The organism is Acidaminococcus sp. HCP3S3_G9_1, assembly GCF_052122455.1.
GTDB lineage: Bacteria > Bacillota > Negativicutes > Acidaminococcales > Acidaminococcaceae > Acidaminococcus.
Window position 1 is genome coordinate 21,119 of the sequence record NZ_JBQKCH010000010.1, and the last position, 26,611, is coordinate 47,729.

Sequence of the window (26,611 nt, forward strand, 5' to 3'; positions counted from 1 at the left end):
TTGCGAAAATCACAACCTTTTAAGCGTCCCTACAAGTGGATTGTTGTCTGCCTGCTGCTGGCTGCCAGCGTGAACCTGGTGGGCTTTGCGGCCCAGCCCAAAACCGTGAGCATCAAAGTGGACGGACAGACCATAACCCTGCAGACCAGAGCCCTGACCGTTCAGGGAGCCCTGGAAGAAGCCGGTGTTGTTCTTCAGAAAGCCGACGGATATGAACTGGTCGGCGAAGAGGAAAAACTCAATGATGGAGCTACCATCGAAGTGACCCGGGCCATGCCCGTGAAAGTTTGGAAAGCAGGAAGAACCACCGAATACACCATCGGACGCAAAACCGTGCGAGACGTATTGAATGCCGTGGGAGTGGATTACAAAGGATTCCAGGTCTATCCGGGACTGGACACGGAAGTGACCCCGGACATGACCATCCACATTATTTCTCCCACCAATAAACTGACCACCGAAACCCGGGACATCCCCTATGAAGTGGAGATGCGGAACAATGACAACCTGCCCCGGGGCCGGCAGAATGTGATCTCCCCCGGCCAAAACGGGCAGGAAAAGGTCACCTACCGGGAAATCAAGGTGGGCAGCGAAACCGTAAGACAGGAGCTGAACCGGGAAGTGCTCTCGGAACCGGTTCCTGAAATCGTGGAAGTGGGTACGGGGAACAACCTGAATATGATCGAAACCTCCCGTGGTTTCGTCCGTTACCGCTCTGCCCGGACGGTGGAAGCATCCGCCTACACCATGGCAGAAGGCAGCGGCACAGGGCTCACCTCCACCGGCGTGGTCCCCTATCATGGGGTGGTGGCCGTGGATCCGGACGTGATCCCCTACGGCACCCGGATGTACATCCCTGGCTACGGCTTTGCTGTGGCAGCGGACTGCGGCGGCGCCATCAACGGCAATACCATCGACCTGTTCATGGAAGATTATGGCGATGCCATTTCCTGGGGCCGGCGGGATGTGACTGTGTATTTCTTGGAGTAAAAGACAGGAGAAAATCGTGCTGAAAGAAGTGCTGGTAGTAGAAGGCAAGATGGACACCGTGGCGGTGAAGAAGGCAGTGGATGCTGAGACCATCGAGACCGGGGGATTCACCCTGGCGCCCCATACCCTGGCCCTGATCGAAGCAGCCTACAGGAAACGGGGGATCATCATCATGACCGATCCCGACGGCGCGGGAGAGCGGATCCGGAAATTCTTGACGGAGCGCTTCCCCAAAGCCGGACAGGCTTTTGTGCCCAAGGCGGAGGCCCTGGCCCATCATGATGTGGGCATTGAACAGGCCCAACCGGAGGCCATCCGGAAAGCCCTGTCCAAGGTCCGTTTCCAGGAAATGGAGCCCCGAAAGGAATTTTCCTCTCGGGACTTGTTTGTTTCCGGGCTGTCAGGGTCTCCGGAGGCGGTGGCCCGGCGGGACAGACTGGGAGCCATCCTGGGCATCGGCTACGGGAACGCCAAGCAGATGGTCCATCGGCTGAACAATTACGGAGTGACCCGGGAGGAATTCCAGGCCGCTCTGGCAGAAATCGACGGGGAAGGGAAATGACATGCTGCATCCAGTGATCGCCAGCCGGGACGTGACCCGGTACATCCTCGATACTTTTGGCCTCCGGGCCAAGAAGAAGTTCGGACAGAACTTTTTGATCAATGAACAGGTGGTCCGGGGGATCGCCCGGGAAGCCCAGGTGGGCCCCGGAGACCTGGTGCTGGAAATCGGCCCGGGAATCGGCACCCTGACCCAGGCCCTGGCAGAGACCGGGGCCCAGGTGAAAAGCGTGGAGATCGACCGGACCCTGCTGCCCGTCCTGGCCAAAACCCTGGAAGGGTATGACAATGTGGAAATCGTCCCCGGGGACGTGCTGAAGGTGGACCTGGGGGAAGTGACGGAGCACCGGCCCTTTACTGTGGCCGCCAACCTGCCCTATTACATCACCACCCCCATCATCTTCGCCCTTTTGGAAGAGGATCTGCCCCTTCAGAGGCTGGTGGTGATGGTCCAGAAGGAAGTGGCGGAGCGGATGATCGCTGCCCCGGGAGGGAAAGATTACGGCCCTCTGTCCCTGGCTCTCCAGTATTATTCCCAGCCCCGGCTGGCCATACCGGTGCCCGCCCGGGACTTTATGCCCGCCCCCAAGGTGGATTCCATGGTGGTGGTCTGCGACAAACGGGAGCACCCGGCGGTGGATGTTCCGGCGAAGCTGTTCTTCAAGGTGGTGAAGGCGGCCTTTTCCCAGCGGCGGAAAATGCTCAGCAACTGCCTGAAGACCCTGGGGATCACCCCGGACCAGGTGAAGGAACTGCTGGATGGGGCCGGCATCGACGGGAAGCGGAGAGGGGAATCCCTTTCCATGGACGAATTCGGCAGCCTGGCCCGGTCCTACGGGAAGCTGTTGGAACCATGAGCTGCCGGTACAAGTTCTTTGCCCACCGGCAGTGCGAATTCTTTCCCTGCCACAAAGGGGCGGACCCGGACCGGTTCAACTGCCTGTTCTGCTACTGCCCCCTGTACCTGGTGCCGGACTGCGGCGGGGACTTCACCCGGCTGGGAGATGGGAACAAAGACTGCAGCCGCTGCCTTTTGCCCCACGACCCGGACCGGTACGACCAGGTGGTCCGGACCCTGGAGAAAAAAGTTTTCAAGCCTTTTGACAAAAAATAGTCAAAGGGCTTGATTTTTTTTGGAAACATGCTATTATAGATACTGTAGTTAGCACTCCAGTGAAATGAGTGCTAATAAAAAATGCAAACAACCCATTGCTCATAGAATGAAAGGGGATACGTAAGATGTTAAAACCTTTGGATGATCATGTTGTAGTTGAACCCATTGTACAAGAAGAAAAAACCAGCAGCGGCATTTACCTGCCGGATACTGCTCACAAAGACAAACCCCAGACCGGCAAAGTGGTTGCCGTAGGCACCGGCCGTCTCCTGGAAAACGGCACCCGGGTCCCTTCCGAAGTGAAGGCAGGGGATGTGGTGGTATTCGCCAAATACTCCGGCAGTGATGTAACCCTGGACGGGAAAGACTACATCATCCTGAGAGACAGCGATATCCTGGCGGTTGTGGAAGACTGAAAGCTTTCCTCCGTCCCGTATCTGGTAGAAAATACCAAACCGTACATTATCTGGAATTAAGGAGTCGATCAATATGGCTAAACTGATTAAATTTGATGAAGATGCCCGCCGTGGCCTGGAACGGGGTGTCAATGCCCTGGCTGATGCCGTAAAGGTAACCCTGGGGCCCAAAGGCCGGAACGTTGTACTGGAAAAGAAATTCGGTTCTCCCACCATCACCAACGATGGGGTAACCATTGCCAAGGATATTGAACTGGAAGATCCGTTTGAAAACATGGGCGCCGCCCTGGTCCGTGAAGTGGCCACCAAGACCAACGACATCGCCGGCGACGGTACCACCACTGCTACGGTGCTGGCCCAGTCCATCGTCCATGAAGGGATGAAGAACGTGGTGGCCGGTGCCAACCCCATGGTCCTGAAGAAAGGGATCAAGAAAGCCACCGATGCCCTGGTTGACGAACTGAAGAAGAGCGCCAAGGCTGTCAGCACCAAGGAAGAAAAGGCACAGGTTGCCTCCATTTCCGCCGGTGATGAAGAAATCGGCGGGCTGATCGCCGATGCCATGGAAAAAGTGGGCAACGACGGCGTAATCACCGTGGAAGAATCCAAGACCATGGACACCTCCCTGGAAACCGTAAAAGGCATGCAGTTCGACCGTGGGTACATCTCCCCCTACATGGTAACGGATCCTGACAAGATGGAAGCCGTTATGAGCAACCCGTACGTATTCATTACGGACCGGAAGATCACCCTGATCAACGACATTATGCCTGTCCTGGAAAAGGTTGTACAACAGGGCCGTGAACTGCTGATCATTGCTGAAGACGTGGAAGGGGAAGCCCTGGCTACCCTGGTTGTGAACCGTCTGCGTGGCACCTTCAAGGCTGTGGCTGTAAAGGCTCCTGGCTTCGGTGACCGCCGGAAGGCCATGCTCCAGGATATCGCCACCCTCACCGGTGCTACGGTGATCAGTGAAGAAGTGGGCCGGAAACTGGACAGCGCTACCCTGGCTGACCTGGGTACTGCCGGTCAGGTACGGGTAACCAAGGACATGACCACCATCGTTGACGGCGGCGGTGACAAACAGGCTGTGGCTGACCGGATCGCCTCCATCAAGGCTCAGATCCCTGCCACCACCTCCCAGTTCGACAAAGAAAAACTCCAGGAACGCCTGGCCAAACTGTCCGGCGGCGTAGCCGTGATCAAGGTTGGTGCTGCTACCGAAACCGAACTGAAAGACAAGAAACTCCGTATCGAAGATGCCCTGAACGCCACCCGTGCTGCTGTGGCTGAAGGCATTGTGGCCGGCGGCGGCACCGCTCTGCTGCAGGTACAGCCGGTTCTGGACGAACTGGAAGCCAAGGCTGACGGTGATGAAAAGACCGGTATCGATATTGTAAGACGGGCCATTGAAGCACCGGTACGGCAAATCGCCAACAACGCCGGCCTGGAAGGCGCCGTCATCGTGGAAGCTGTGAAGAAGGCTGCCAAAGGCACCGGCTTCAACGCTGCCACCGAAGAATATGTGGATATGATCAAAGCCGGTATCGTGGATCCCTGCAAAGTAACCCGCAGTGCTCTCCAGAACGCCGCTTCCATCGCTTCCATGATCCTGACCACGGAAGCCGTAGTAGCCGACAAACCGGCTGAAAAAGGCGCCGCAGCAGCCCCTGCCATGGGCGGCGGCATGCCCGGGATGATGTAATACGAAATCAAAAAATCCGCATAGAACCTAGCTCTATGCGGATTTTCTATGCCTAAAAATGGCCCAAATTGGGCAAAAAATTGGGCAAGAAATCTCAAAAAAATTCCCTCCCGGACCTTGCTGAACAAGGCTGCTTCTGGGAGGGAATTTTCTATATGTATCTTTATGCTTTTCCATGAGAATCTATGCCGTCTTTTGCTTTCTTCATCAGTATAGAAAACTTTTGGGCGGCTTCCAGTTTCAGGGTCCTTGTGATGTGCAGATAGATGAGCTTCGTGGTCGAATCATCAGCATGGCCCAGCCGGTCCATAATCTGTTCCAGAGATGCTCCAGCTTCTACAAGGAGGGAAGCATGAGTATGACGGAAGAGATGGGGATGGATACGAATGGGAAGGGGAGGGTCCATGGACTTCTGTATACGGTCTATATTCATCTGGATGAATCGTTGGGTGGTCGGATACCCCGGATTCCTTAGTGCCGGGAAGACAATACCCTGGTGGTACTGGGCCGGGAGGTGCCACGCCGGGCCATAGCTGAACCGCCATTTCAGATATCTTTTCCGGTATTCCTTCAGGACCGTACAGAGTTCATCTGGAATGGATATGACCCGGGTAGAACGGACCGTCTTTGGAGAGGTGAAGGCATATTCACGGGAACTGTTGTTGGGATTGTAGATGGTCTTCACGACTTTCAGGGAACCGGCTTCCAGATCGATATCGTCCCAGGTCAGGGCAATGGCTTCGCCGACACGGAGACCGGTGAAAGCCAAGAGGAAACAGAATTCATAGATGGGCCAGCCTGTATATCCCTTGCAGGCTTCCAGGAATCGCCAAAGATCTTCTTTTTCGAGATACTTGGGGATTTCCATATCCGGATCAGTGATCCGCCGGGGAGGCCGAGGAATCGTGGTGAATTCCGATGGGTCCTGATAGATGATTTCCAGCTCTTTCGCCTTTTTGAAAATCATACGACAGGTGGTATGGACTAACCGGACCGTCCCGACAGCATATCTCTTGCTGATATCAGCAATGGCTGACTGATAAGTGCGTTTCGTGATATTGAAGAGAGGCAGCATGGCGAAATAAGGGAGGGCGATGTTTATACTCTTTTCCCGGACCCGGACAGAAGAGGGCTTTACGAGCAGAGCATAAAGCTCCAGCCACTCTTTGACAAAATCCTTGAACAGGATATTCCTATCAGGAGTATATCCTTTTTCCTGGAATTCCTTCAGGAATTTGACTCCGGCTTCCTGGGCATCCCGTTTCAGCCGGAACCCGAACTTCGAAATCCTTTTCCTTTTTCCGGAAGCCGGGTCTATCCCTACATCGACCCGGAACCCCCAGGAACCGGAAGACTTAATTATTTCCATTCTATCACCTGCTGTAACACTGGACTTTCTCGAACTGTGCCAGAAGAGCGAGGAGCTCTTCGAAAGACAGTTTCTTTTCATTCCGGATGGAATCGATCATCAATGGGCTGTTCCTCAGACACGTATGGGCGATGAGCAGGAAAGCGAATTTGTTCGCTTCGTACTCTTTCCTGCGATAATCCGGATTATTCGCTGTGTCATAAAAATAAAGCCTTTCTCCTGAATGATGCAAAAATATATGGCCCAATTCATGGGCCAGCACGATATCAGCCATATTGAGGCTCAACCGGTCATCCAGCACGATGATCCTCAGCCAAGGATTCTTGATATAGAACCCCCGGCCATCCAACAGATGCTGGCGGCGGACCCGGATCCCCATCATCTCACAGATTTCATTGGGATCATTGGTCTGGAAATGCTTCACGATATCCAGGACCAAAGGGTACATCCTCTTCATTTGTCAGGCGTTTTTTCTCCTAATTCAGATTGGATAATCATGGCAATCATCTTCCTCTTCACATCATTCATCGGTTGAGTGGCACCATCATATAAAACCTCGGTCCCTTTGAGGAGCTTTTTCAAATCCAAGGGTTCAGGAGGTACTCTCTTTTGATCTGGCTTGTCAGTCAAACAAAGAAGATAATCAGATGAGACATGGAAAAAATCTGAAAGTTCATCCAGCTTCCGGATGGGCTTATTGGTATCATTTTCCCAGGATGCATATGCAGAACGATTGATATGGAGCACATCGGCAACTTCCTGTTGGGAAAGGCCCTTCTCTAACCGTAAGGCCTTCAAACGAGAACCAGTAGAACTTTTTCCCAAGAGATAATCAGTTGAAACATTAAAAATTTCAGATAATCGTTTCATCGTTTCCAAGGTAGGAATCCGTTTATCATTTTCGTATTGAGTATAAGAAACTCTGCTCAAATGGAGCAATTTACTCATATCTTCCTGAGTTTTCCCGCTATTTATCCGTAATTCTTTTAATTTTTGGCCAAGAGACGACATGGGAACACCTCCTTCCTACATATATGTTACCTTTAGTTACGTCAAAAACAAGTAGATTCTTGAAACAAAATAAGGGTATTGACACGTTACCTAAAGTAACTTATAATATGTTTGTGACTTAAAGTAACAAAAAGGAGGCTGATGGAATGATAAATAACTTGAAACAACTTAGAGAAGATAAAAACATGAGACAATATGATTTGGCACAAAAAGCAGGTATTTCCAGATCTTATTACACCATGATTGAAAATGGGAAAAAAAAACCTAGTCCCAAAGTCGCTAAAAGAATCGCCAAGATTCTGAATTTTGACTGGACCATTTTTTATGCATGAATAAGTTACTTAAAGTTACATATCTATATAGAGATATAGATATGTATGCAGAACATAACAAACTGGACCCATTCTTATATCAAACAATGAAAAGGAGGTGGACGCCATGGAAAACCCCTTCGAGGATATGTCCCGGCTGTTACAGGAGATGGCTGAGAAGTATGAAGAGCAGAATAACCGAATCAGAAAGCTGGAGAAAGCCCTGGCCGACCGAAAGGCCATGCTGGATGAGCTGCCGCCAGTTCTCTCCACCAACGATGTGGCCAAATACATGGGGGTCAGCTACTACCATGCCAGGCAGGTCATGAACAGCAAGAACCTCCAAACATTCCAGGTGGGAGGACAGAAAAGGGTGACACGTGCTGAATTCATGAGATGGATGGAAGGAGGAGGGGAAAGATATCCAGAACTCAAAGTCATGTAACTTCAATATATATATGTTCATGTAGATACGTATGAGCATATATATAGAGATGAAGAAAGGGGAAGGAAGATGATCATTTGTCCGAGATGCCAGAGAGAACTTTTCCGGGACGTGGGAAAAGGGATAAGACATGGTGGATGTACTGTAATCTGTCCGCATTGCAAATCAGCGTTCCGGATCAGGGGAGAAAAAGAACCCAAGAGACTGAAGAAAAAAGAACAGGAAATCAAAATCCCTGGGACGAACATGTCCATCATCACGCAATCCTTGTTCTGACAGAGAGGCGGAAAATATGGCAAAACTGAAGAAAATCAAGAGAAGCGGATTCACTACGATGGCCAACAGTGCCATCGAAGACAACCGGCTGTCCCTCCGGGACCGTGGGCTCCTCCAATTCATCTATCATCTTCCAGAAGACTGGAATTTCTCCATCATGGGGCTCCAGAAAGTCCTGGGAGGCGATGACGCCCTGGATAAAAGGGATGCACTCCGGAAATCCCTGAATAATCTGGAGAGGATGGGCTACCTGAGACGGCTCCAGAAAAGAGAAGGAGGAAGGTTCGGAGAGAACGATTGGCTGATCTCCGACCAGCCAATCCGAGACGAAGATCTCATGGATGGATATTACGGGGGTACGACGGAAAAAGCCACCGTCGGAGCAGATTCCGTCGGCGGATTTCCAGCTGACGGAGATTCCTACGGAAATGACGGTTTATCAGCGGATTTCCCGTCGGCTGTATTTCCGTTGACCGAATTTCCGTCAACCGAAAAATCGTCGTCGGTACAACCGCCACAAATAAATAAGAATATAATAAGTAAGAAAAAACAAAATAAAGAAGAACAAAATACGAAAAGAACAAGGAAGAATCTCTCTCTAGACCTTCCTGACGGAAGAATGGAAGAAGGGGAGAAAAAAGAGAGAGAGACCCCCCTCCAAGAAGTGGATGGGGCAAGAGAAAGAACAGTGACAGAAAATATACTGGAAGCCATCATCGAGACATACAAGAGAAAGGTCGGTCCAGTGAACCAGATGACTGCCGGGAAACTCTATATGCTGGTAGAGGGATACGGGGCCGACAAGGTCCTGGATGCCATCGACGTGGCCTACGGGAACGGAGCTGGAAGCATCGAGTATGTGAAAAAAATCCTGCTCACCTGGAAGAACCGGAAAGACCGGAAGGCAAGGACGGTGGAAGATATCCGCCAGCAGATCTACAATCCGGCCCTACAGAGCCTGAAGACAAGCGGCCTGGAAGAAGGGGACACGGAAGGATTCCTTGAATCCTGCAAATGAAAGGAGAACCAAGATGGAGCAACAACAGAACTGGCTGGAACAGATCACAGCCGTCATCGCATCGCTGAAACTGTACTATCCCGGTTTCACCGATGCACAGGTCAAGGCCTATCCCGGGATGCTGAATGACATCCCGCTCCCTGTCCTGAAGGCCAGCGTGGCGAAAACCGTCAAGACCAAGACGTTCCCTCCCACCGTGGCTGAAATCCGGGAGGAAGCTGTGAAAGTAGTCCGGAAGAGCCAGCACATCCAGCTGGCCAGCGAACAATGCCAGAAGGAATGGATGGAGGTCTACAGGACCATCCGGAGATGCCCCTGGAACGAGACACCGGCCTTCAAGAACCCGATTACAGCACAGACCATCCGGGCTATGGGGTGGCCGAAGCTGGTCATGCAGACGGAATCGGACACGGAGAGCAACAGGAAAGAATTCTGTACCCTGTGGATGCAGACAGCGAAAGAACAGAAGAGAAGACAGATCGAAGGAAAAAAGACCAAAGAACTGCCAGAAAAGGAGACGATGAGATGAGCATCAACAACTGTGTGACCATGTACGGACGGATGGTCAATGACCCGGAAATCAAAGTGACCGAAGGGAATGGGGAACAGACCGCCATGGCCCAGTTCCGCATCGCCGTGAAACGGGTCCGGAAAGATGAGGAGGGGAAGTACCCTACGGACTTCTTCATGTGTGTGGCCTGGGGCCGTATCGCAGAACTGATCGGGAACCATGTGGGCAAAGGGGACGAGGTCCTTGTCCGGGGAGAGATGAGGAACAACAATTACACCGATGAGAACGGTGAAAAACAGTACAGGAACAACATTGTAGTACAGCAGGTACATTTTACCTGGAAACGGGAAAAAGACGCTCAGAACGAAGATTTGGAAGCGACAGAGGGGTTCGGACAGTATGGAGAGACTATGATGGGAGAAGATTCCCTGCTCTTCGACGAAGATATCCCGCTTTGAAGAAAGAAGAGGAGAAGGAAGAAGCATGAAGAGACAGAACCAGATGAGACAGATGCTTCCACAGGACATAGCAGCCGAACAGAGCGTACTGGGGGCCATGCTGCTGGACAGAGGAGCCATCGAGAAAGCCATGGCCCGGCTCAAACCGGAAGATTTCTACCGGCCTGATGACCAGATCATCTTCAGTGCCATCGTGGACCTGTACAAACAGGACCTGCAACCGGATGCCGTCAGCCTGGCCAAGCTGCTCCGGGAAAGAGATCAGCTGGACAAGATCGGCGGGATCAAGGAACTGACCGTGCTGGAGAACCTGATCCCCACATCGGCCATGGTGGAACACCATGCCGGGATCGTAGCAGAGATGGCACTCCGGAGACGGACCATAAAGGCCTGTCAGGAAATCGCCCGGAAGAGCTGCCGGGAGACGGAAGACATCCGGGAGACCCTGACCAAAGCCGAAGAGACCATCGGGGAGATTGCCAATGGCCGGACGGAGACGGCCCTGGAAGGGATCGGGACCATCACCGACCGGACCCTGGACAGTATCTGCCAGAAGTTCGATGCAGACAATCCTTTCACCGGCCTTGCCACGGGCTTCAAGGATTTCGATGAACTGACCAGCGGCCTCCAGCCATCGGATTTCATCATCCTGGCTGCCCGGCCCAGCATGGGGAAGACCTCCTTCGCCCTGAACATCCTGGAGAACGTGGCCATCCGGAAAGACGGATCCGTGGCCTGTTTCTCCCTGGAAATGAGCAAGGAACAACTGGTCCAGCGGCTCCTGAGCAGCCAGACGGGGATCGATTCCGTCAAGCTGAGGAATGGCAGGATGGAAGGGACGGAGCTCCAGAAGATAATCAACACGGCGGACGGCTTCCGGGACAAAAAAATCCTGATCGATGACCGGGCCGGAATCACCGTGGGCGAGATGAAGGAGACAGCGAAAAAATGGAAGAAGGCCCATGGACTGGACCTTATCATCATCGACTATCTCCAGCTAATCCAAGGGGAGAATCCGAGGAACCAGAACCGCTTCCTGGAAATCGGGGAAATCTCCCGGTCCATCAAGATGATGGCCCGGGAACTGGATGTACCGGTGCTGGCCCTGTCCCAGCTGTCCCGGTCGCTGGAGATGAGGACGAACAAACGACCCACATTGAGCGATCTCCGGGATTCCGGGGCACTGGAACAGGATGCCGATGTAATCTCCTTCATCTACCGGGACGATTACTACTATCCGGACTCCGAGAAGAAGAACATCGCCGAAATCATCGTGCAGAAACAACGGAACGGCCCTACCGGTACAGCGAACCTGTTCTTCCGGAAGGACATCACGAAATTCTACAATCTGGATTGCAAAGAGAGGAGCCAAGAAGATGCGGATCATGGACAATGAACAACTGGGATGGAGAGGCTGGGACGGAGAGCAATGGCAGTATGGCCAGCTGTTCCAGAGAGGACTGAAGAAAGGGTCGCTGTATACAGCAGCGAACAGGACCTTGTATCCGGACTTCACCAGTTACAGCCATTTCTATCTGGAACCGGACAAAGGGGGCGGACTGATCTATATCCCTGACCCGACTACATTGGGCAGATGCACCGGGATCAGGGACCAGAGGAACCGGATCATCTATGAAGGAGATATCCTGGCAAAGCGGAACAAAAGAAACGAGACCTATCTTGGTATCGTACAATGGGATCCAGTAAGCGAAAGTTTCCAGGTATATTACCAGTCTTATGAAATGGTAGCAATCAAAGAAAAACGGGATGAAAATGGGTTCGAAGAAGAACTGATCACCGGAAGAGGCATCTACATCCAAGGAAATAAAATAAATACACCAAAACTGTATGACCTGATGATTGGCCAAAATGTACCGGAAACCAAGCTCCGGATCATGGGATGAGACAACCAAAGGAGACGACCACACTTGCTTAAAAAGACATTGTTGCTAACCGGACTGTCCCTGCTGCTGTCCGCTCCAGCATTCGCCGGGAACAGCGTAGTGGACAACATGAGATATCTGGAAGGGAAAATCGGCTACTATGCTCCCGATGGGACCAACTGCATGAGGACCATCGGAATCGCTCTCACAGGGACTCCATTCGAAGGGGAAATCAATGTGGACCAGGCCATCATAACAGGTGGGGAATACGGGCTTCTCCGGGACCCCAGCCGATATATCCCGAGGGCCGGGGATATCGCCGTCGTGAACAACGGGAACCACGCTGTCATGGTGACAGAAGACGGAGGGACCATCCAGAACGGGGAGAGCCATGGAGGAGTCTGGGAGAGCGACGAGACTCCGGCCTCCATGTTCGGGTCCGTGGACTGCTACATCGAGACCAGCATCTATGGGGCAGAAATGGTCCCGGATCAGGGCGGGATGGTCATCGTCAGGAAGCGGAAAAAGAAACCGGATTACCGGAAATCTGCCCTAGGATTTTCCTTCCAACAGGGAAAAGAAAAGAAAGAACTGATAAAGAGAGAAGAAGAAAAAACCGAAAGGGATACAGAAAAAAGAAAATCAGAAAAACAGATGAAAGATGTGAAAATGAAAGGAAAAAGACCTTCTATGGAAACCTTCAAACCCTTCGCTCTCTTCGATATTTACAGACCTGAAAAACAAGATAAAGCCTTGCTGGAACCATGATTTTTCCTTTCAAAAGACAGGGAAAAATGGTATAATGAAGGTGGATTTTTATGCCTAAAATATTCACAAAGAAGTAATCAATCATTTCTTTATGAAACAAATAGAAGGGAAAGGAAAAAGAGAGAAAACATGGGAAAAGAAATCACGGTAGGCTCCCTCTTCGACGGAATCGGAGGGTGGCTGCTGGCGGCAAAAAGGGCCGGACTGAGACCTCTGTGGTCCAGCGAAATCGACCCGTTCCCTGCTTCCATCAGCCATTCCCATTTCCCGAAAGTGGACCAACTGGGAGACATCACCAAGATAGAGAGACTGCCCTTCGCCGATATCATATGTGCAGGGTCCCCGTGCCAGGATCTGTCCGTGGCGGGGAAGAGGGAAGGGCTGAAAGGAGAGAGAAGTGGCCTGTTTCTATGTTCAACAAGACTTGTTTGGAAGATGCGGGGAGAATCCGCTGGAAAGTATCCCAGCTGCTTTATCTGGGAAAATGTTCCGGGAGCTCTTTCTTCCAATGGTGGCAAGGATTTCCGTATCGTCCTCGAGGAAATCCTCCAAACCGAGATTCCAGATCCTGCTAGTGGAAGATGGGCAAACGCCGGGATGGTTCGAACTGAACAAAGAGCTGCCAGCTGGCGAGTGCTGGACGCTCAATTTTGGGGAGTACCCCAGAGAAGGAAAAGAATCTTCCTTATCGCAAATCTATCAGGGAACGACGGAACAGAAATATTATTTGAGCCCCAGAGCCTGTCAGGGAATCTTGAGGAGAATCGCAAGACGGAAGAAGAAAATCCCGGGACCTCTTCTGGAAGCCATCAGGGTCCAGGCCAGGATAACAGAACCCTCCTGATGGATATCGCCCATCATGATGCTGCCGTCCGGATACAGGACGGGACTGCTCCTACGCTGACCGCCCATATGGGGACGGGAGGCCTGAACGTCCCGGTCCTGTACCAGAAGATGACAGGGACCCTGCTGGCCAGGGATTACAAAGGCCTGGATACCTTCGACATCGAGGAGGATAAATGCTTCGTGGAAAGGGACCGGCAGGGACTTACCATACGGAAATTGACACCGTTGGAATGTGAACGGCTCCAAGGGCTGCCGGACCACTGGACAGCCGGTGGGAGCGATGCCAAGAGATACAAGGCCATCGGGAATGGGATGGCCCAACCCTGTGCTGATTTTGTAATGAGGTGTGCCAAAGAGATGATCTGTCCGGTCTCATGGACGATGGATCCATGACCCGAACAAACCTATACAAACCTATACAAAGAAAAGGAGAGAAAAGATGAACAGGATATTCAAAGTAGTCTGGTCCAAAGTCCGCAAGTGTTACGTGGTGGTTTCCGAATACGGCCGCAGCAACCACAAGAAGAGCAGCACCGGCCAGCAGCTGGCGCCTCTCAACTTTCGCTTGAGCACCCGATTCTGCCGAGTAGCCATGGCAACATTCACCTTCTTAGCCTGTAACACGCTTTTTTTTGGAGGAGGGCAAACGGCATCGGCAGCTTCCATGCCTTCCACCTACACGAAAGATGGGGTTACGTATGATTATGACCATGCGTCGGGGTTGATGGGAATTTATTATAATACCTCAAAAAAAGGCTATGCGCTGGTTACTTATTCTGATGATACCTATGCTACAGTAGCTTCTTCTGTTACTGGTATTTATATTGGTGATCAAAATGTGCCAAGTGGTCCCTATTCTTCTGTCTCTGGAGGATATTCCAATACGGCAAGCGGTAACGAATCCTCTGTCTCCGGGGGACAAAGCAATACGGCAAGTGGTCGCTGGTCCTCTGTTTCTGGGGGGAAATCCAATACGGCAAGCGGTGATTCCTCCTCGGTCTCCGGGGGAGATGCAAATACAGCAAGCGGAAGTTACTCATCTGTCTCTGGAGGATGGGGAAATACAGCAAAAAGCGATCACGCATCTGTGTCTGGGGGAAGCGACAATACTGCGAGCGGAAATGGAGCATCTGTATCCGGAGGAACAGCCAATACGGCAAGCGGAGATACTTCCTCGGTCTCCGGGGGAGATGCAAATACAGCAAGCGGAACCTTCGCTTCTATCTCAGGAGGACTGCGTAATAAAGCAACTGAGAATAGTTCTTCAGTTTCTGGGGGAAGCAACAATACTGCGAGCGGTAATTACTCATCCATCTCGGGGGGGACTCAAAATACAGCAAATGGATATGCTTCTTCAATCTCTGGAGGTGCTTATAGTAAAACAATTGGAGACTATTCCTCTGTTTCTGGGGGACAAGGCAATACGGCAAGTGGATATGATTCTCTCGTTTCCGGGGGACAAGGCAATATCGCAAATGGCAGCGTTTCCTCGATATTAGGAGGAGAAGCTAATACAACTTTAGGAAATATCTCTTCAGTTTTGGGAGGTAAGAACGCAATAGTACAAGGGGGATATTCGACCGGCATTGCTGGTGGATCGACTGGGAGTTCTGCTGACCAGGCTCTTGCAGCTGGATATCAGTCTGTTGTAACCATCAAGAACGGTACGGCTGTTGGATATCAGGCCACGACAAATAAAGATGGCACCATCGCTTTCGGCCATGACAGCGGCGACGTATCCGGCTATACCGTGACCTGGCAAAAAGATTCCAACGGAAATAATGATTATACCAAGACTCCTACCATCACGGAGAACAAGTACACCTCCGACTACTACAACCGTCTCGTCAAAGTGGCCGATGGTCAGTCTCCCCATGATGTTGCGACGGTCGGCCAGACAATCGAACTGACTTCCGGTAATGGCATCAGTATCGTTGCCGATGGGACCAATGATATCGGCCAGAAAAAATACAAAATAATGGCTACAGTCAGTGCAGGAAGCTCCGGTATCGACTACGACGATTCTACGAAGGCCAGTGTGACCTTCGCCGGGACTAACGGTACCCGGCTGACCAACCTGATAGATGCACGGCTCACCGAATCTTCTACGGATGCCGTGACAGGCCGTCAGCTGTATGCTACCAATCAGAGCATCGCCGGATTTGCAAAAGACATTGCAAACAATACTTCTACCATCGCAACCCTCAGAAAAGCTGTGACCAATACTCAGAGCAGCGTGACAGCCATCGGGTCCAGCGTGGATTCCATGGACGGCCTGAAAGCAGATACATCCCTCAACAACCTGTCCGATGCCGGGAAACAGGTCATCGTGAACGCTGCCAACGATGCTGTCCAGGCGTATATGAAGAATCTGAAATCCGGGACTGCTTCCGGTACGACAGCTGCTACGGCCAAAACGGCGACCACCACAGTCAGCACAAATTCGCTGCTTTCCACCAGCCTCCTATCGAAGAAAGATCCAGTGAACCTCATGGCCAGCCTGATGGACACGGGTGCCGGAGATACCGAAACCTCTAAGCTGAAAGACGAAATGCAGACCATCAAGACCGATGTGAAAGACCTTCAATCCAAGACCATCCAATATGATTCCGCCGATGGGTCCAGAGTGACACTGAAAGGGAAAGATGGTACTACCCTTACCAACGTCAAGGCCGGGAAGGTGGAAGCCGGGTCCAGAGAAGCCGTGAATGGAGACCAGCTCCATGAAGAACAGGTGGAACGGAAGAAGGCGGATACAGCCATCCTTGCCAGCGTGGGAAATCTGGGCGAAAGGAACGCCATCAACGAAGCCCATCTGGATCAGCTGGACCAGGATGTGACACGGCTGGGCAATCAGGTGAACAAGCTGGATACCAAGATCGACAAGGTGGGAGCAGGAGCAGCTGCCCTGGCAGCCCTGCATCCCCAGGACTTCGACCCGGATGACAAACTTTCATTTGCAGCCGGTATGGGCAACTACAACGGAACCCAGGCAGCTGCTGTAGGTGCCTTTTATAGACCGGACGACCGGACGACCCTTTCTGTAGCCGGAACTTTCGGGAATGGAGAAAACATGATGAACCTGGGCGTTTCCCTGAAACTGGGGAAAGGCAGCCCCTATGCCGGGATGAACAAACGCCAGCTCATCCAGGTGGTCAATAACCAGGGCTCCGTCATCGATGGCCAGCAGAAACAGATTGCTGACCTGCAAGCTCAGATGGCCGAAATGCAGAAAGCCATCGAAAACATGAAGAAAAAATAAAAGAAACATCTCCTGGGCCGGACCCATCAGATGGTTTCATAAAACAATCCCCAAAAAAAGGAGAGAAAAAGATGAATAAGATTTTCAAAGTGGTATGGAGCAAAGCAAAACGGTGTTGGGTCGTGACCAGTGAATATGGTCGGAGCACCCATAAGAAATCCCTGACCGGGAAGATCCTGGCCACCATCTTTGCGGGCATGGTGGCAGCCGGGAACATGGCATATGCAGCGGATCCTGTGACTTACGATGATTCCACAAAGTCCACAGTGTCCCTGGGCGGGGCCTCCGGTACCAAAATCAGCAACGTGGCAGATGGCCAGCTGGCAGCCGGGAGCAAGGATGCCGTCAATGGCCGTCAGCTGTACGCCACCAACCAGAGCATTGCTGACCTGAATAACAGCGTTCTGGAGAACGCCGCCAACATCGGCGACCTCCAGACCAACGTCATCAACATCAAGACCGCCAACAGCCAGCTGAAGAGCAAGGTCAACACCCTGGATACCCAAGTAACTACCGGGTGGAACGCCACCATCGATGGTGCGAAAGTAAAGACCATCAACCCCAGTGCCAACTACCTGAACTTTACAACCGGGGATGACATCGAACTGGCAGACCCTGGCAACGGGAGCATCCAGATTTCCGTGAAGCCCACCGGCAAGGTAGAAGTAGGGAATACTCATGTGGTTTCCGGAGATGTAGTCTACCAGGCCATCAACACCTTATCTACCGATACTGACAGCAAACTGGCTCTGAAGGCTAATGTAAATGCCTCCAATATCGGTAAGAACCTGAAAGGATCCGATGGCATTACTCCGGCCACGGAAGAAGAACAGAAAGCCAACCTGAATCAATGGGGCGAAGCCATCGGCACCGGCAGCATCGCTTCCGATTCCAGCCAGCTGGTAACGGGGAAAACAGTGTACAGCGAGGTCCGTCCCACTGCCGATGGGAAATATGTGAAGACCACGAAGACCACGGGCGAGAACCTGGCTGCCCTGGATACCCAGGTGGGCACCAATACCGGAGATATCAAGGACCTGAAAGATCTGAAGAACATCACGGAAGCAGGACAGACCGTGATCAAGAACCTGTCCAAGGATGCCGTACAGGTGAAGGCTGGAGACCGGGTGAAGGTGGATGAAGCCGTGGATGATGCCACCGGCAACAAGACCTACACCATCTCTGCCAAGAATGACGGCAAAGTGGAAAAAGGCAATACGGATCTGGTGAGCGGGGACACCGTGAACACCGCCATCGAAAATGCCATCCAGGATTCCACCACAGATACGGACAGCAAACTGGCCCTGAAGGCTAATGTAGACGCTTCCAATATCGGTAAGAACCTGAAAGGATCCGATGGCATTACTCCGGCCACGGAAGAAGAACAGAAGGCTAACCTGAATCAATGGGGCGAAGCCATCGGCACCGGCAGCATCGCTTCCGATTCCAGCCAGCTGGTGACGGGGAAAACAGTGTACAGCGAGGTCCGTCCCACTGCCGATGGGAAATATGTGAAGACCACGAAGACCACGGGCGAGAACCTGGCTGCCCTGGATACCCAGGTAGGAACCAATACCGGAGATATCAAGGACCTGAAAGATCTGAAGAACATCACGGAAGCAGGACAGACCGTGATCAAGAACCTGTCCAAGGATGCCGTACAGGTGAAGGCTGGAGACCGGGTGAAGGTAGATGAAGCCGTGGGTGATGCCACCGGCAACAAGACCTACACCATCTCTGCCAAGAATGACGGCAAAGTAGAAAAAGGCAATACGGATCTGGTAAGCGGGGACACCGTGAACACCGCAATGGAAGGACTGAAGACCAGCATTGCTGATCTGAAAGGGAATGTAGTCCTCTATGATTCTTCTCTGAAGGATGTGGTCACTTTCGCCGGGACTAACGGTACCCGGCTGACCAACCTGATGGATGCACGGCTTACCGAATCTTCTACGGATGCCGTGACGGGTCGTCAGTTGTATGCTACCAACCAGAGCATCGCCGGGTTCGCCAATGATATCGCCAATAACACCAAGACCATCGCTACCCTCAGGAAGGCTGTGACCAATACCCAGAGCAGCGTGACCGCCATCGGATCCAGCGTGGATTCCATGGACGGCCTGAAAGCGGATGCATCCCTGAACAATCTGTCCGATGCCGGGAAACAGGTCATCGTGAACGCTGCCAACGATGCCATCCAGGCATATATGAAGAACTTGAAGACCGGGGGAAGTCCTTCCACCAGTACCACGGCTTCCCCGGCCAAGGCAGCGACCACCACGGTCAGTACAAATTCGCTGCTTTCCACCAGCCTCCTGACCAAGAAAGCTCCAGTGAACCTCATGGCCAGCCTGATGGCTGCGGATACCGGTACTGCCAGCGATACGGCAGTCCCTGTGAATTATGATGATTCTACGAAAGCAACTATTTCCCTGGGCGGTGCTTCCGGAACCACCGTCAGCAACGTGGCGGATGGTCAGCTGGCAGCCGGGAGCAAGGATGCCGTCAATGGCCGTCAGCTGTACGCCACCAACCAGAGCATCGCTGACCTGAATAACAGCGTCCTGGAGAACGCCAGCAACATCGGCTCTGTACAGAGTGATGTAATCAATATCAAGACCGCCAACAGCCAGCTGAAATCCACTGTGAATACTTTGAACACCCAGGTAACTACCGGGTGGAACGCCACCATCGATGGTGCAAAAGTGAAGACCATCAACCCCAGTGCCAACTACCTGAACTTTGCAACCGGCGATGATGTGAAGCTGACGGACAACAATGGTTCCATCAAGATTGCCCTGGCTGCCTCCGGAAAAGTGGAAGCCGGAAACACCCATGCAGTGACCGGGGATGCCGTATACAAGGCACTGGCCAATACGCCCACCGTGGGAGCCATGGAAGGGAAAGCCAATACGGCTCTGGACAATCTGAACGATACCGGGAAGCAGATTGTGAAAGATCTGGCCAAAGAAGCCGTGGCTGCTGATCTGGACACGAAAGCCAATACAGATGCTTCCAATATCGATGTTGGAAGCTGGTCCAGAAAACTTGCCACCGGCAAGGCCGAAGCTGGTAACACCGGACTGGTAAATGGCAATGCACTTTATGAAGCTGTGAAAGATAAGGCCGACAAAGATTCTGTCTATACGAAGGATGAGACCTATAACCGGAGTGAAATCGACAGCAAGGTATCTGGCATGAATACGGCTCTGGATGGGAAAGCCAACACCAGCCTGGATAATATCACAGATGCCGGGAAACAGGTCATCAAGGATACCCTGAAAGCCGATCTTGACAAGAAAGCTGATACCGAAGGTTCCAATATCGATACCGACGCATGGACCGAAAAACTGGCCACCGGCAAGGTGGAGGACGGAAACACCAGCATGGTGACTGGCGGGACAGTCTATAAAGCTCTGAAGGATATTTCCGCAAGCTCCGGCCTCGTCAAAGATGACGGGAATACGGTCAGTGTGTCCAGTGATTCCGCTTCTACCGTAGTCGATATGACCAACAAGGACGGCAATGCCCGCATCGTCAAAGGCGTGGAAACCGATGGGACAGATGCCACTTCTGCTGCCAACGTGGGCTATGTGGAAGGCAAGACCCAGGACCTGAAGAGAGATATCCAGGATATGGGAAGCCGACTCACCCAGGATATCGACCGGGCCGGGGCCAATGCTGCCGCCCTGGCCGCTCTCCATCCTCTGGACTACGATCCGGACAACAAGCTGGAATTCGCCGGTGGCTACGGCCATTACCGGGGAGCCAATGCTGGTGCCCTGGCTGCCTTCTACCATCCTGATGAGAACGTGATCCTCAGCCTGGGAGGCACCATGGGCAACGGCAACTCCATGGTGAACGCCGGTGTCACCTTCAAACTGGGGCCCAAGGGCCACGCCGCCCTCAGCCGGACCGCCCTCACCAACGCCCTCCGGAAAGAACAAGAGAAGAACAAGGTGGCCATGGCCCAGATCCAGGGCCTGAACAGCAAAGTTGAACGGCTGGAAAGCCTGGTCCAGACCCTCATGGCCAAAGCGGACAAATGAAACAGGACCTGCCGGAACCCGGGAACTGTCTCCCGGGTTCCGGCAGTCCATCTGATGACAAGGAGGAAAGATGCTGGAAACGATAAGAAAGAGCATCGTTGACGGGACAGATTACACCTATGTAAGGAACCACAGCAAGGAAGTGGATGCCATGGAAGAGAAACTGGCCGGATTGTACGGTGCCAGCCATGTGCTGCTCACGAGTAGCGGCATGGCTGCCATCTCCACCTTCTTCGACAGCTTCCCCATCTGGGACGAGGAGAAGCGGATAGACTGGAACCCACCCTTCACCATCCTCATGGACCGGAACACCTATTATGAGACACGGGAACTGGTGGAGAAGTTCACCTCCCACAAGGTGATCTACCTGGATTTCAAGAAGATGATGGAAGAAGAGCATCCAAAAGATTGGGAGAAAATCTTCTCCCAAGTCATGGAGGTGGTCCCCATCCAGATCGTCTATCTGGATTATCCGGATTTCTTCGGGACCATGGTAGACCTGCGGAAAGTGGCGGTAATGGCCCATCAGAAAGGGGCCATCCTCATGGTGGACAACAGTATCCTGTCCATCGGGGGAGCGGATCCCCTGACTATGGGAGCGGACATCGTGGTAGAAAGCTACACCAAATACGTCATGGGCCACGGAGACTGCATGGCCGGAGGGATTATTTTCGGCCATTCAGAAGGGGCCCATCTGGCCTACAAGCAGGTGAAGAGACGGATCGGTCGGGCCGGGAGGTACATTCCGCCAGAGACCCTGTACCTCATCGACCGAGGCCTGGAGACCCTGGACATAAGGCTGGGACGACATACCCAGTCTGCCAAGAAAATCCGGGATGCTCTCGTTGGGGCTGGCCATACGGTCCTCTGGGCCGGGAAAGGGGGGAGCCTGATCCTCCCCGGGAAGAAGCAGGACTTCTGCAAGGACCTGGAGGTCTTCCGGAAGCTGCCCACCTTCGGCACCACCTATTCCACCTGGGGGTACGTCCGGAGCCCGGATTACTACACCGTGGGGGATTATGTGAGGCTGTTCGTGGGCCTGGAACCGGTGGAGAACCTCCTGGAGGACCTGTCCCGGGCCAAGATAATCTGAATATAAGGAAGTGAGCACATGGTAAAGAAAGTGAGATTGCTCTGGACCGGAGGGTGGGATTCCACCTTCCGGATGGTCCAGCTCTCCCATATGGAAGGGGTGGAGGTCCAGCCAGTATACATCACCGGGAAGAAAGCCAGTGTGGAGCAGGAGAAGAAGGCCATCCGGAAGATCTGGAGGGCCCTCATGGAAAAACATCCCAAGTGCCTGTTCCACCATGTGGAATATGTGGAGAAAGGGAAAGATTTCGCCGTCCCCCGGGCCTTTGACGAGGCCTACCGGAGGCTCCAGGAGCGGTTCCCCGCCCTGGGCGACCAGTACCGGATGCTGGGGGCCTATGCAGCCCTCCATCCGGGAGTGGAACTGGGAGAGGAACACTATTACGAGAAGCCCGGCACCCTCTATTCCATCTTCAACGCCGTGGGAGGGCTCCGGTTCGATGGGGACGGTATCGGCCATCTCCCCGGGACCGTCCTGGACCCGGACATCCGGCTCCTCTTCGGGAATTACAGCTTCCCCATCGCCCGGTATAAGGAAGTGGAGATGAAAGAGATGGTGGAACGTTGGCATGACGAGGACATCATGGCCCACATCTGGTTCTGCCAGGACCCTATCCATGGGGAACCCTGTGGATGCTGCGTGCCCTGCCAGATCAAGATGAAGGCCCATATGGACTTCCTTCTGCCGGAGGAGAGCAAGAAGCGGTACCGGGCCTTCAAGACCATCGAGGCCCAGGACCCGGAGAAGGCGGAAGCCTTCCGGAGCTTCCTCAAAGGAGAGAAAGAGAGAGGGCTGGCCTTCATGGCCAGTCTCAGCCGCTGGTGGAAGACCGAAGAAGTGCAGAAAGAGAAAGAACGCCTGGAAGCAGAGATCCGGGAATTCCAGAAGATTATGGAATGTGCCTAAAGGCACGAAAAGGAAATGGAAATGGAACAGAAAACGAAAAGACGGATTGCTCTGGCCATCCTGCTGGGGAATTTCTGGTGTGGGAGCCTGGTACAGGCTGGAACACCGGTACTTGCCCCAGATATTCTGGCAGGAAATATTACATACTATAACAGTGGCAGTATAAATAAGGATAAGATGGGAAAAGCAAATGTTACAGGATCACCTATTGACACTAAAAACTTAAATTTTAGCAAAGATTTTATAATCGACCAAGGAGAATACCAATTAGTATATTCTGCCGCTTATAACAGCACATATGGTTTAAAAGCAGGTCACTTATATAAATTCAGTCCTGGTGTAGATAGTTACTGGACAGGTGCAGATAATGAAGGGAACGGAGGATACCAAGTAACGGTTAGCAGATTCACTGATATGGGTGAAGCCAAAAAAGCACTGGCAGCTGCTTCCGGAGGAATCTTCGATACCGACGGGACCACGGACCAGGACCTGCACACCAAAGGTGGCATGACCGTGGACAAAGATTCCCATACCAAGGGAAATTCCGTGACCGATGGGAATGAGACCGTTGGGAAGGACCTGGATGTGAAAGGCAATGAGACCGTGGGAGGCAGTTCCACCGTCAAAGGCAATGAGACCGTGGAAGGAGACGCCCACGTGAAAGGGAACCAGACGGTGGACAAAGATTCCACCGTCCAAGGAAACCAGAATGTGAAAGGCAATTCCACCATCGAGGGAGATACCGAAACCAAAGGGAATTCTACAGTAGACAAAGATTCCCATATCAAAGGAAGCCAGACAGTGGATGGCACCAGTATCCTCACAGGAGATGTGACCACAGGAGGGAATACCACCGTTGGGAAGGACCTGGACGTGAAGGGGAACTCTACCTTAGAAGGAGATACCGAGACCAAAGGGAACGCCACCGTGGATGGAACAAGCCATCTGGTGGGCGATGTGACCATGGATGGTAATGCTACCGTTGGGAAGGATCTTGACGTGAAAGGCAATACCACTACACGGGGCAATTCCTACGTGGAAGGAGATGCCCAGACCATGGGCAACCAGAATGTGGAGAAGGACCTGACGGTGAAAGGAGATTCTGACCTTCAGGGGAACACGGAAGTTGGGAAAAATCTCGATGTCAAGGGTGAGACCACCCTGGAAGGAGCCCTCAAAGCCCTGGCAGACGCTGAATTCGGGAAAGATGTCACCGTCAAGGGAGATACCGATCTCCAGGGCAACGCCCATGTAGGCAAAGACCTGACGGTAGATGGCAATATCGGTACTAAAGGCAATCAGACAGTGGATGGTGCCAGCCACCTGGTAGGCGATGTGTCCATGGACGGCAATGCAACCGTAGGCAAGAATTTGACTGTCAATGGCAGCACCAACCTGAAGGACACCAGGGTGGATGGCACATTCGAAACCACCGGCAAGGCCACCTTCGATGGGGACACCGAGACAAGAGGGAACGCTTCCTTCGGGAAGGACGTATCCATCGCCGGGAATGAGACCGTAGGAGGGAATTCCCATGTAAAGAAGGACTTCACGGTGGATGGCACCAGCCATCTGGTGGGCGATGTAACCATGGATGGTAATGCTTCTGTTGGGAAGGATCTTGACGTGAAAGGCAATACCACTACACGGGGCAATTCCTACGTGGAAGGAGATGCTCAGACCATGGGCAACCAGAACGTGGAGAAAAACCTGACGGTGAAAGGAGATTCTGACCTTCAGGGGAACACAGAAGTTGGGAAGAATCTCGATGTCCAGGGTGAGACCACCCTGGAAGGAGCCCTCAAAGCCCTGGCAGACACTGAATTCGGGAAAGATGTCACCGTCAAGGGAGATACCGATCTCCAGGGCAACGCCCATGTAGGCAAAGACCTGACGGTAGATGGCAATATCCATACTAAAGGCAATCAGACAGTGGACGGTGCCAGCCACCTGGTAGGCGATGTGTCCATGGACGGCAATGCTACCGTAGGCAAGAATTTGACTGTCAATGGCAGCACCAACCTGAAGGACACCAGGGTGGATGGCACATTCGAAACCACCGGCAAGGCCACCTTCGATGGGGACACCGAGACAAGAGGGAACGCTTCCTTCGGGAAGGACGTATCCATCGCCGGGAATGAGACCGTAGGAGGGAGTTCCCATGTAAAGAAGGACTTCACGGTGGATGGCACCAGCCATCTGGTGGGCGATGCTACCATGGACGGTAATGCTTCTATCGGCAAAGATCTTATTGTCAATGGGAATTCCGACCTCCAGGGCAACGCCCATGTAGGGAAAGACCTTCAGGTGGATGGGAACATCAACCTGAAAGGGAATGTCCTGTCCCAGGACGGCGATTTCGCCGGGAACATCCAGGCCGGAGGCAATGGCACCATCGGAAAGGACCTGACGGTCAAAGGCACGAGCGACCTGAAAGGGGACGTGCTGACTGAGAACAACCTCACTGTGGGGAAAGATGCCCAGATTGGAAAGAATCTCCATGTGAAGGGCACCAGCCAGTTGGACGGTGCCACCACTGTCGGCACCGAGAAAGCTCCCACCAGCTTCACGGTCCATGGGACCACCAACCTCCACGGCGATACCGTGATCGGCAGCGAAAGTGCTCCGGCGGATCTGACGGTCCATGGCGGAGCCAACATCAAGAAAGATATGCTGGTGGAAGGCAGCGCCGGGATCGTCCATGACCTGGAAGTGGGCGGGAACGCCAATATCCACGGGAACCAGACTGTGGACGGAGATGGCCATTATAAAGGGTCCCTCACCGTGGACAAAAACCTCACGGTGAACGGGTCCGTATTCACATCCGGTGACAGTGGCACCCAGGGCAACTACACCGTAGGCAAGGACCTCGCCGTCAAGGGCGATGCCCATGTGGACGGGAAGGTCGTGGCCGAAGATGCCATCCTGGGTGGCAAGAGCATGAACAGCGAGATGGCCAAGATGAACGACCGGATCAGCGGCGTAGGGGCCGGAGCTGCCGCCTTGGCTGCCTTGCAGTATGACAATTCCGATTCCCGGTGGCAGATTGCAGCCGGTGTCGGGAGCTACAAGAGCAAGAACGCCACGGCCCTGGGGGCCCGGTACCATTTCACCGACCGGATCAGTGCCCATGTGGGGGCCACCCTGGGCACCGATGACCGGATGGTCAACGGAGGGATCACCTTCGCCCTGGGGCCCAGCGTGAAACGGAGCCTCACGGACGAAGACAAGGCCGAAATCAAGCAGCTGAAGGACGACAACAACGCCCTGAAGAAGATGGTCATGAAACTGACCAGCCGTATCAACGCCCTCCTGCCGGACGATTCCAAACGGAGCAGCTTCCCCGATGTGCCCAAAGGCCATTGGGCCAACAAGGCCGTGGAGACCCTGAAGGGCAACGGTGTGGTGGAAGGCTATCCGGACGGGAACTTCCAGGGAGACAAGAAAATGACCCGGTACGAATACGCCAAGATGCTCTATGAAGCCCTGGAGAAAGGGAAGAAAGTGGACCAGGATATAGTGGATGAATATTCCGAGGAGCTGATGAAAATCCAAAAGGAATATGAACCCTACACAAAGTGAAAGAAGGCCGGGACGGGCCGGGGGAACCCGGCCCCGC

The 26,611-nt window shown here is 53.0% G+C and carries 24 protein-coding genes and 1 pseudogene; 21 read left to right on the top strand and 4 right to left on the bottom strand.

What is annotated here, in order from left to right; genetic code table 11:
* The 6 genes from ACTQY1_RS07325 (at nucleotide 1) to groL (ending at nucleotide 4,786) form a co-directional block, all read left to right on the top strand.
* A complete protein-coding gene (locus ACTQY1_RS07325; RefSeq protein ID WP_022487048.1) occupies nucleotides 1-990 on the top strand; it encodes a G5 domain-containing protein in 990 nt (329 codons plus the stop codon).
* A gap of 16 nt (nucleotides 991-1,006) precedes the next feature.
* Nucleotides 1,007-1,552, top strand: coding sequence for a ribonuclease M5 (gene rnmV, locus ACTQY1_RS07330; protein ID WP_022487047.1), 546 nt, complete (start codon nucleotides 1,007-1,009; stop codon nucleotides 1,550-1,552).
* A 1-nt stretch (nucleotide 1,553) separates the two neighbouring features.
* On the top strand, nucleotides 1,554-2,408 hold the full coding sequence (gene rsmA / locus ACTQY1_RS07335) for a 16S rRNA (adenine(1518)-N(6)/adenine(1519)-N(6))-dimethyltransferase RsmA (protein WP_441373952.1): 855 nt from the start codon (nucleotides 1,554-1,556) through the stop codon (nucleotides 2,406-2,408).
* Nucleotides 2,405-2,665: a cysteine-rich small domain-containing protein gene (locus ACTQY1_RS07340; protein ID WP_022487045.1), complete on the top strand. Its 261-nt coding sequence runs from the start codon at nucleotides 2,405-2,407 to the stop codon at nucleotides 2,663-2,665. The genes rsmA and ACTQY1_RS07340 overlap by 4 nt, the downstream gene beginning before the upstream one ends.
* 125 nt (nucleotides 2,666-2,790) lie before the next feature.
* Nucleotides 2,791-3,081 carry a co-chaperone GroES gene (groES, locus tag ACTQY1_RS07345; RefSeq protein WP_022487044.1) on the top strand — a complete coding sequence of 97 codons (291 nt, stop codon included), beginning with the start codon at nucleotides 2,791-2,793 and terminating at the stop codon, nucleotides 3,079-3,081.
* A gap of 73 nt (nucleotides 3,082-3,154) precedes the next feature.
* A complete protein-coding gene (gene groL, locus ACTQY1_RS07350) occupies nucleotides 3,155-4,786 on the top strand; it encodes a chaperonin GroEL (protein ID WP_279127476.1) in 1,632 nt (543 codons plus the stop codon).
* A 163-nt stretch (nucleotides 4,787-4,949) separates the two neighbouring features.
* On the opposite strand, the gene ACTQY1_RS07355 is transcribed toward groL, so the two are convergent.
* Genes ACTQY1_RS07355 through ACTQY1_RS07365 form a run of 3 tightly spaced genes read right to left on the bottom strand, consistent with a single transcriptional unit; the run spans nucleotide 4,950 to nucleotide 7,166 of the window.
* Complete coding sequence (locus tag ACTQY1_RS07355; RefSeq protein WP_441373953.1) at nucleotides 4,950-6,155, bottom strand: tyrosine-type recombinase/integrase; 1,206 nt, start codon at nucleotides 6,153-6,155, stop codon at nucleotides 4,950-4,952.
* Between the two features lie 4 nt (nucleotides 6,156-6,159).
* A complete protein-coding gene (locus tag ACTQY1_RS07360; protein WP_441373954.1) occupies nucleotides 6,160-6,594 on the bottom strand; it encodes an ImmA/IrrE family metallo-endopeptidase in 435 nt (144 codons plus the stop codon).
* Between the two features lie 14 nt (nucleotides 6,595-6,608).
* Nucleotides 6,609-7,166 (bottom strand): helix-turn-helix domain-containing protein, encoded by a 558-nt coding sequence (locus ACTQY1_RS07365; RefSeq protein ID WP_441373955.1) that lies wholly within the window; start codon nucleotides 7,164-7,166, stop codon nucleotides 6,609-6,611.
* Nucleotides 7,167-7,312: 146 nt separating this feature from the next.
* Between ACTQY1_RS07365 and ACTQY1_RS07370 the strand changes: the two genes are divergently transcribed.
* Nucleotides 7,313-7,498 carry a helix-turn-helix transcriptional regulator gene (locus ACTQY1_RS07370; protein WP_441373956.1) on the top strand — a complete coding sequence of 62 codons (186 nt, stop codon included), beginning with the start codon at nucleotides 7,313-7,315 and terminating at the stop codon, nucleotides 7,496-7,498.
* Nucleotides 7,499-7,604: 106 nt separating this feature from the next.
* On the top strand, nucleotides 7,605-7,922 hold the full coding sequence (locus ACTQY1_RS07375; RefSeq protein WP_441373957.1) for a helix-turn-helix domain-containing protein: 318 nt from the start codon (nucleotides 7,605-7,607) through the stop codon (nucleotides 7,920-7,922).
* 165 nt (nucleotides 7,923-8,087) lie between these two features.
* Here ACTQY1_RS07375 and ACTQY1_RS07380 read toward each other — a convergent pair whose 3' ends face one another.
* A complete protein-coding gene (locus ACTQY1_RS07380; protein ID WP_441373958.1) occupies nucleotides 8,088-8,273 on the bottom strand; it encodes a hypothetical protein in 186 nt (61 codons plus the stop codon).
* Between the two features lie 82 nt (nucleotides 8,274-8,355).
* On the opposite strand from ACTQY1_RS07380, the gene ACTQY1_RS07385 reads away from it, so the two are divergent.
* The 13 genes and pseudogenes from ACTQY1_RS07385 (at nucleotide 8,356) to ACTQY1_RS07445 (ending at nucleotide 26,574) form a co-directional block, all read left to right on the top strand.
* A complete protein-coding gene (locus ACTQY1_RS07385) occupies nucleotides 8,356-9,216 on the top strand; it encodes a DnaD domain protein (RefSeq protein ID WP_441373959.1) in 861 nt (286 codons plus the stop codon).
* A 13-nt stretch (nucleotides 9,217-9,229) separates the two neighbouring features.
* Entirely contained in the window at nucleotides 9,230-9,745 is a 516-nt protein-coding gene (locus ACTQY1_RS07390) for a hypothetical protein (protein WP_441373960.1), read from the top strand.
* Nucleotides 9,742-10,185, top strand: coding sequence for a single-stranded DNA-binding protein (locus tag ACTQY1_RS07395; protein ID WP_441373961.1), 444 nt, complete (start codon nucleotides 9,742-9,744; stop codon nucleotides 10,183-10,185). The genes ACTQY1_RS07390 and ACTQY1_RS07395 overlap by 4 nt, the downstream gene beginning before the upstream one ends.
* A 25-nt stretch (nucleotides 10,186-10,210) precedes the next feature.
* Nucleotides 10,211-11,581, top strand: coding sequence for a replicative DNA helicase (gene dnaB, locus ACTQY1_RS07400; RefSeq protein ID WP_441373962.1), 1,371 nt, complete (start codon nucleotides 10,211-10,213; stop codon nucleotides 11,579-11,581).
* Nucleotides 11,571-12,089, top strand: a complete 519-nt coding sequence (locus ACTQY1_RS07405) for a YopX family protein (protein ID WP_441373963.1) — start codon at nucleotides 11,571-11,573, stop codon at nucleotides 12,087-12,089. The genes dnaB and ACTQY1_RS07405 overlap by 11 nt, the downstream gene beginning before the upstream one ends.
* Before the next feature lie 24 nt (nucleotides 12,090-12,113).
* On the top strand, nucleotides 12,114-12,836 hold the full coding sequence (locus ACTQY1_RS07410) for a hypothetical protein (protein WP_441373964.1): 723 nt from the start codon (nucleotides 12,114-12,116) through the stop codon (nucleotides 12,834-12,836).
* A 129-nt stretch (nucleotides 12,837-12,965) separates the two neighbouring features.
* Nucleotides 12,966-14,075, top strand: a complete 1,110-nt coding sequence (locus ACTQY1_RS07415; protein ID WP_441373965.1) for a DNA cytosine methyltransferase — start codon at nucleotides 12,966-12,968, stop codon at nucleotides 14,073-14,075.
* 46 nt (nucleotides 14,076-14,121) lie between these two features.
* Nucleotides 14,122-14,214 (top strand): annotated as a pseudogene (locus ACTQY1_RS07420) (ESPR domain-containing protein); the annotation flags it as partial.
* Nucleotides 14,215-15,222: 1,008 nt separating this feature from the next.
* Nucleotides 15,223-16,944, top strand: coding sequence for a YadA-like family protein (locus tag ACTQY1_RS07425; protein ID WP_441374028.1), 1,722 nt, complete (start codon nucleotides 15,223-15,225; stop codon nucleotides 16,942-16,944).
* A gap of 71 nt (nucleotides 16,945-17,015) precedes the next feature.
* Nucleotides 17,016-20,993 (top strand): YadA-like family protein, encoded by a 3,978-nt coding sequence (locus tag ACTQY1_RS07430; RefSeq protein ID WP_441373966.1) that lies wholly within the window; start codon nucleotides 17,016-17,018, stop codon nucleotides 20,991-20,993.
* Nucleotides 20,994-21,063: 70 nt separating this feature from the next.
* Nucleotides 21,064-22,086, top strand: a complete 1,023-nt coding sequence (locus tag ACTQY1_RS07435) for a PLP-dependent transferase (RefSeq protein WP_441373967.1) — start codon at nucleotides 21,064-21,066, stop codon at nucleotides 22,084-22,086.
* Between the two features lie 18 nt (nucleotides 22,087-22,104).
* Nucleotides 22,105-22,992: a hypothetical protein gene (locus ACTQY1_RS07440; RefSeq protein WP_441373968.1), complete on the top strand. Its 888-nt coding sequence runs from the start codon at nucleotides 22,105-22,107 to the stop codon at nucleotides 22,990-22,992.
* Nucleotides 22,993-23,406: 414 nt separating this feature from the next.
* Nucleotides 23,407-26,574, top strand: a complete 3,168-nt coding sequence (locus ACTQY1_RS07445; RefSeq protein ID WP_441373969.1) for an S-layer homology domain-containing protein — start codon at nucleotides 23,407-23,409, stop codon at nucleotides 26,572-26,574.
* Nucleotides 26,575-26,611 lie beyond the last annotated feature (37 nt).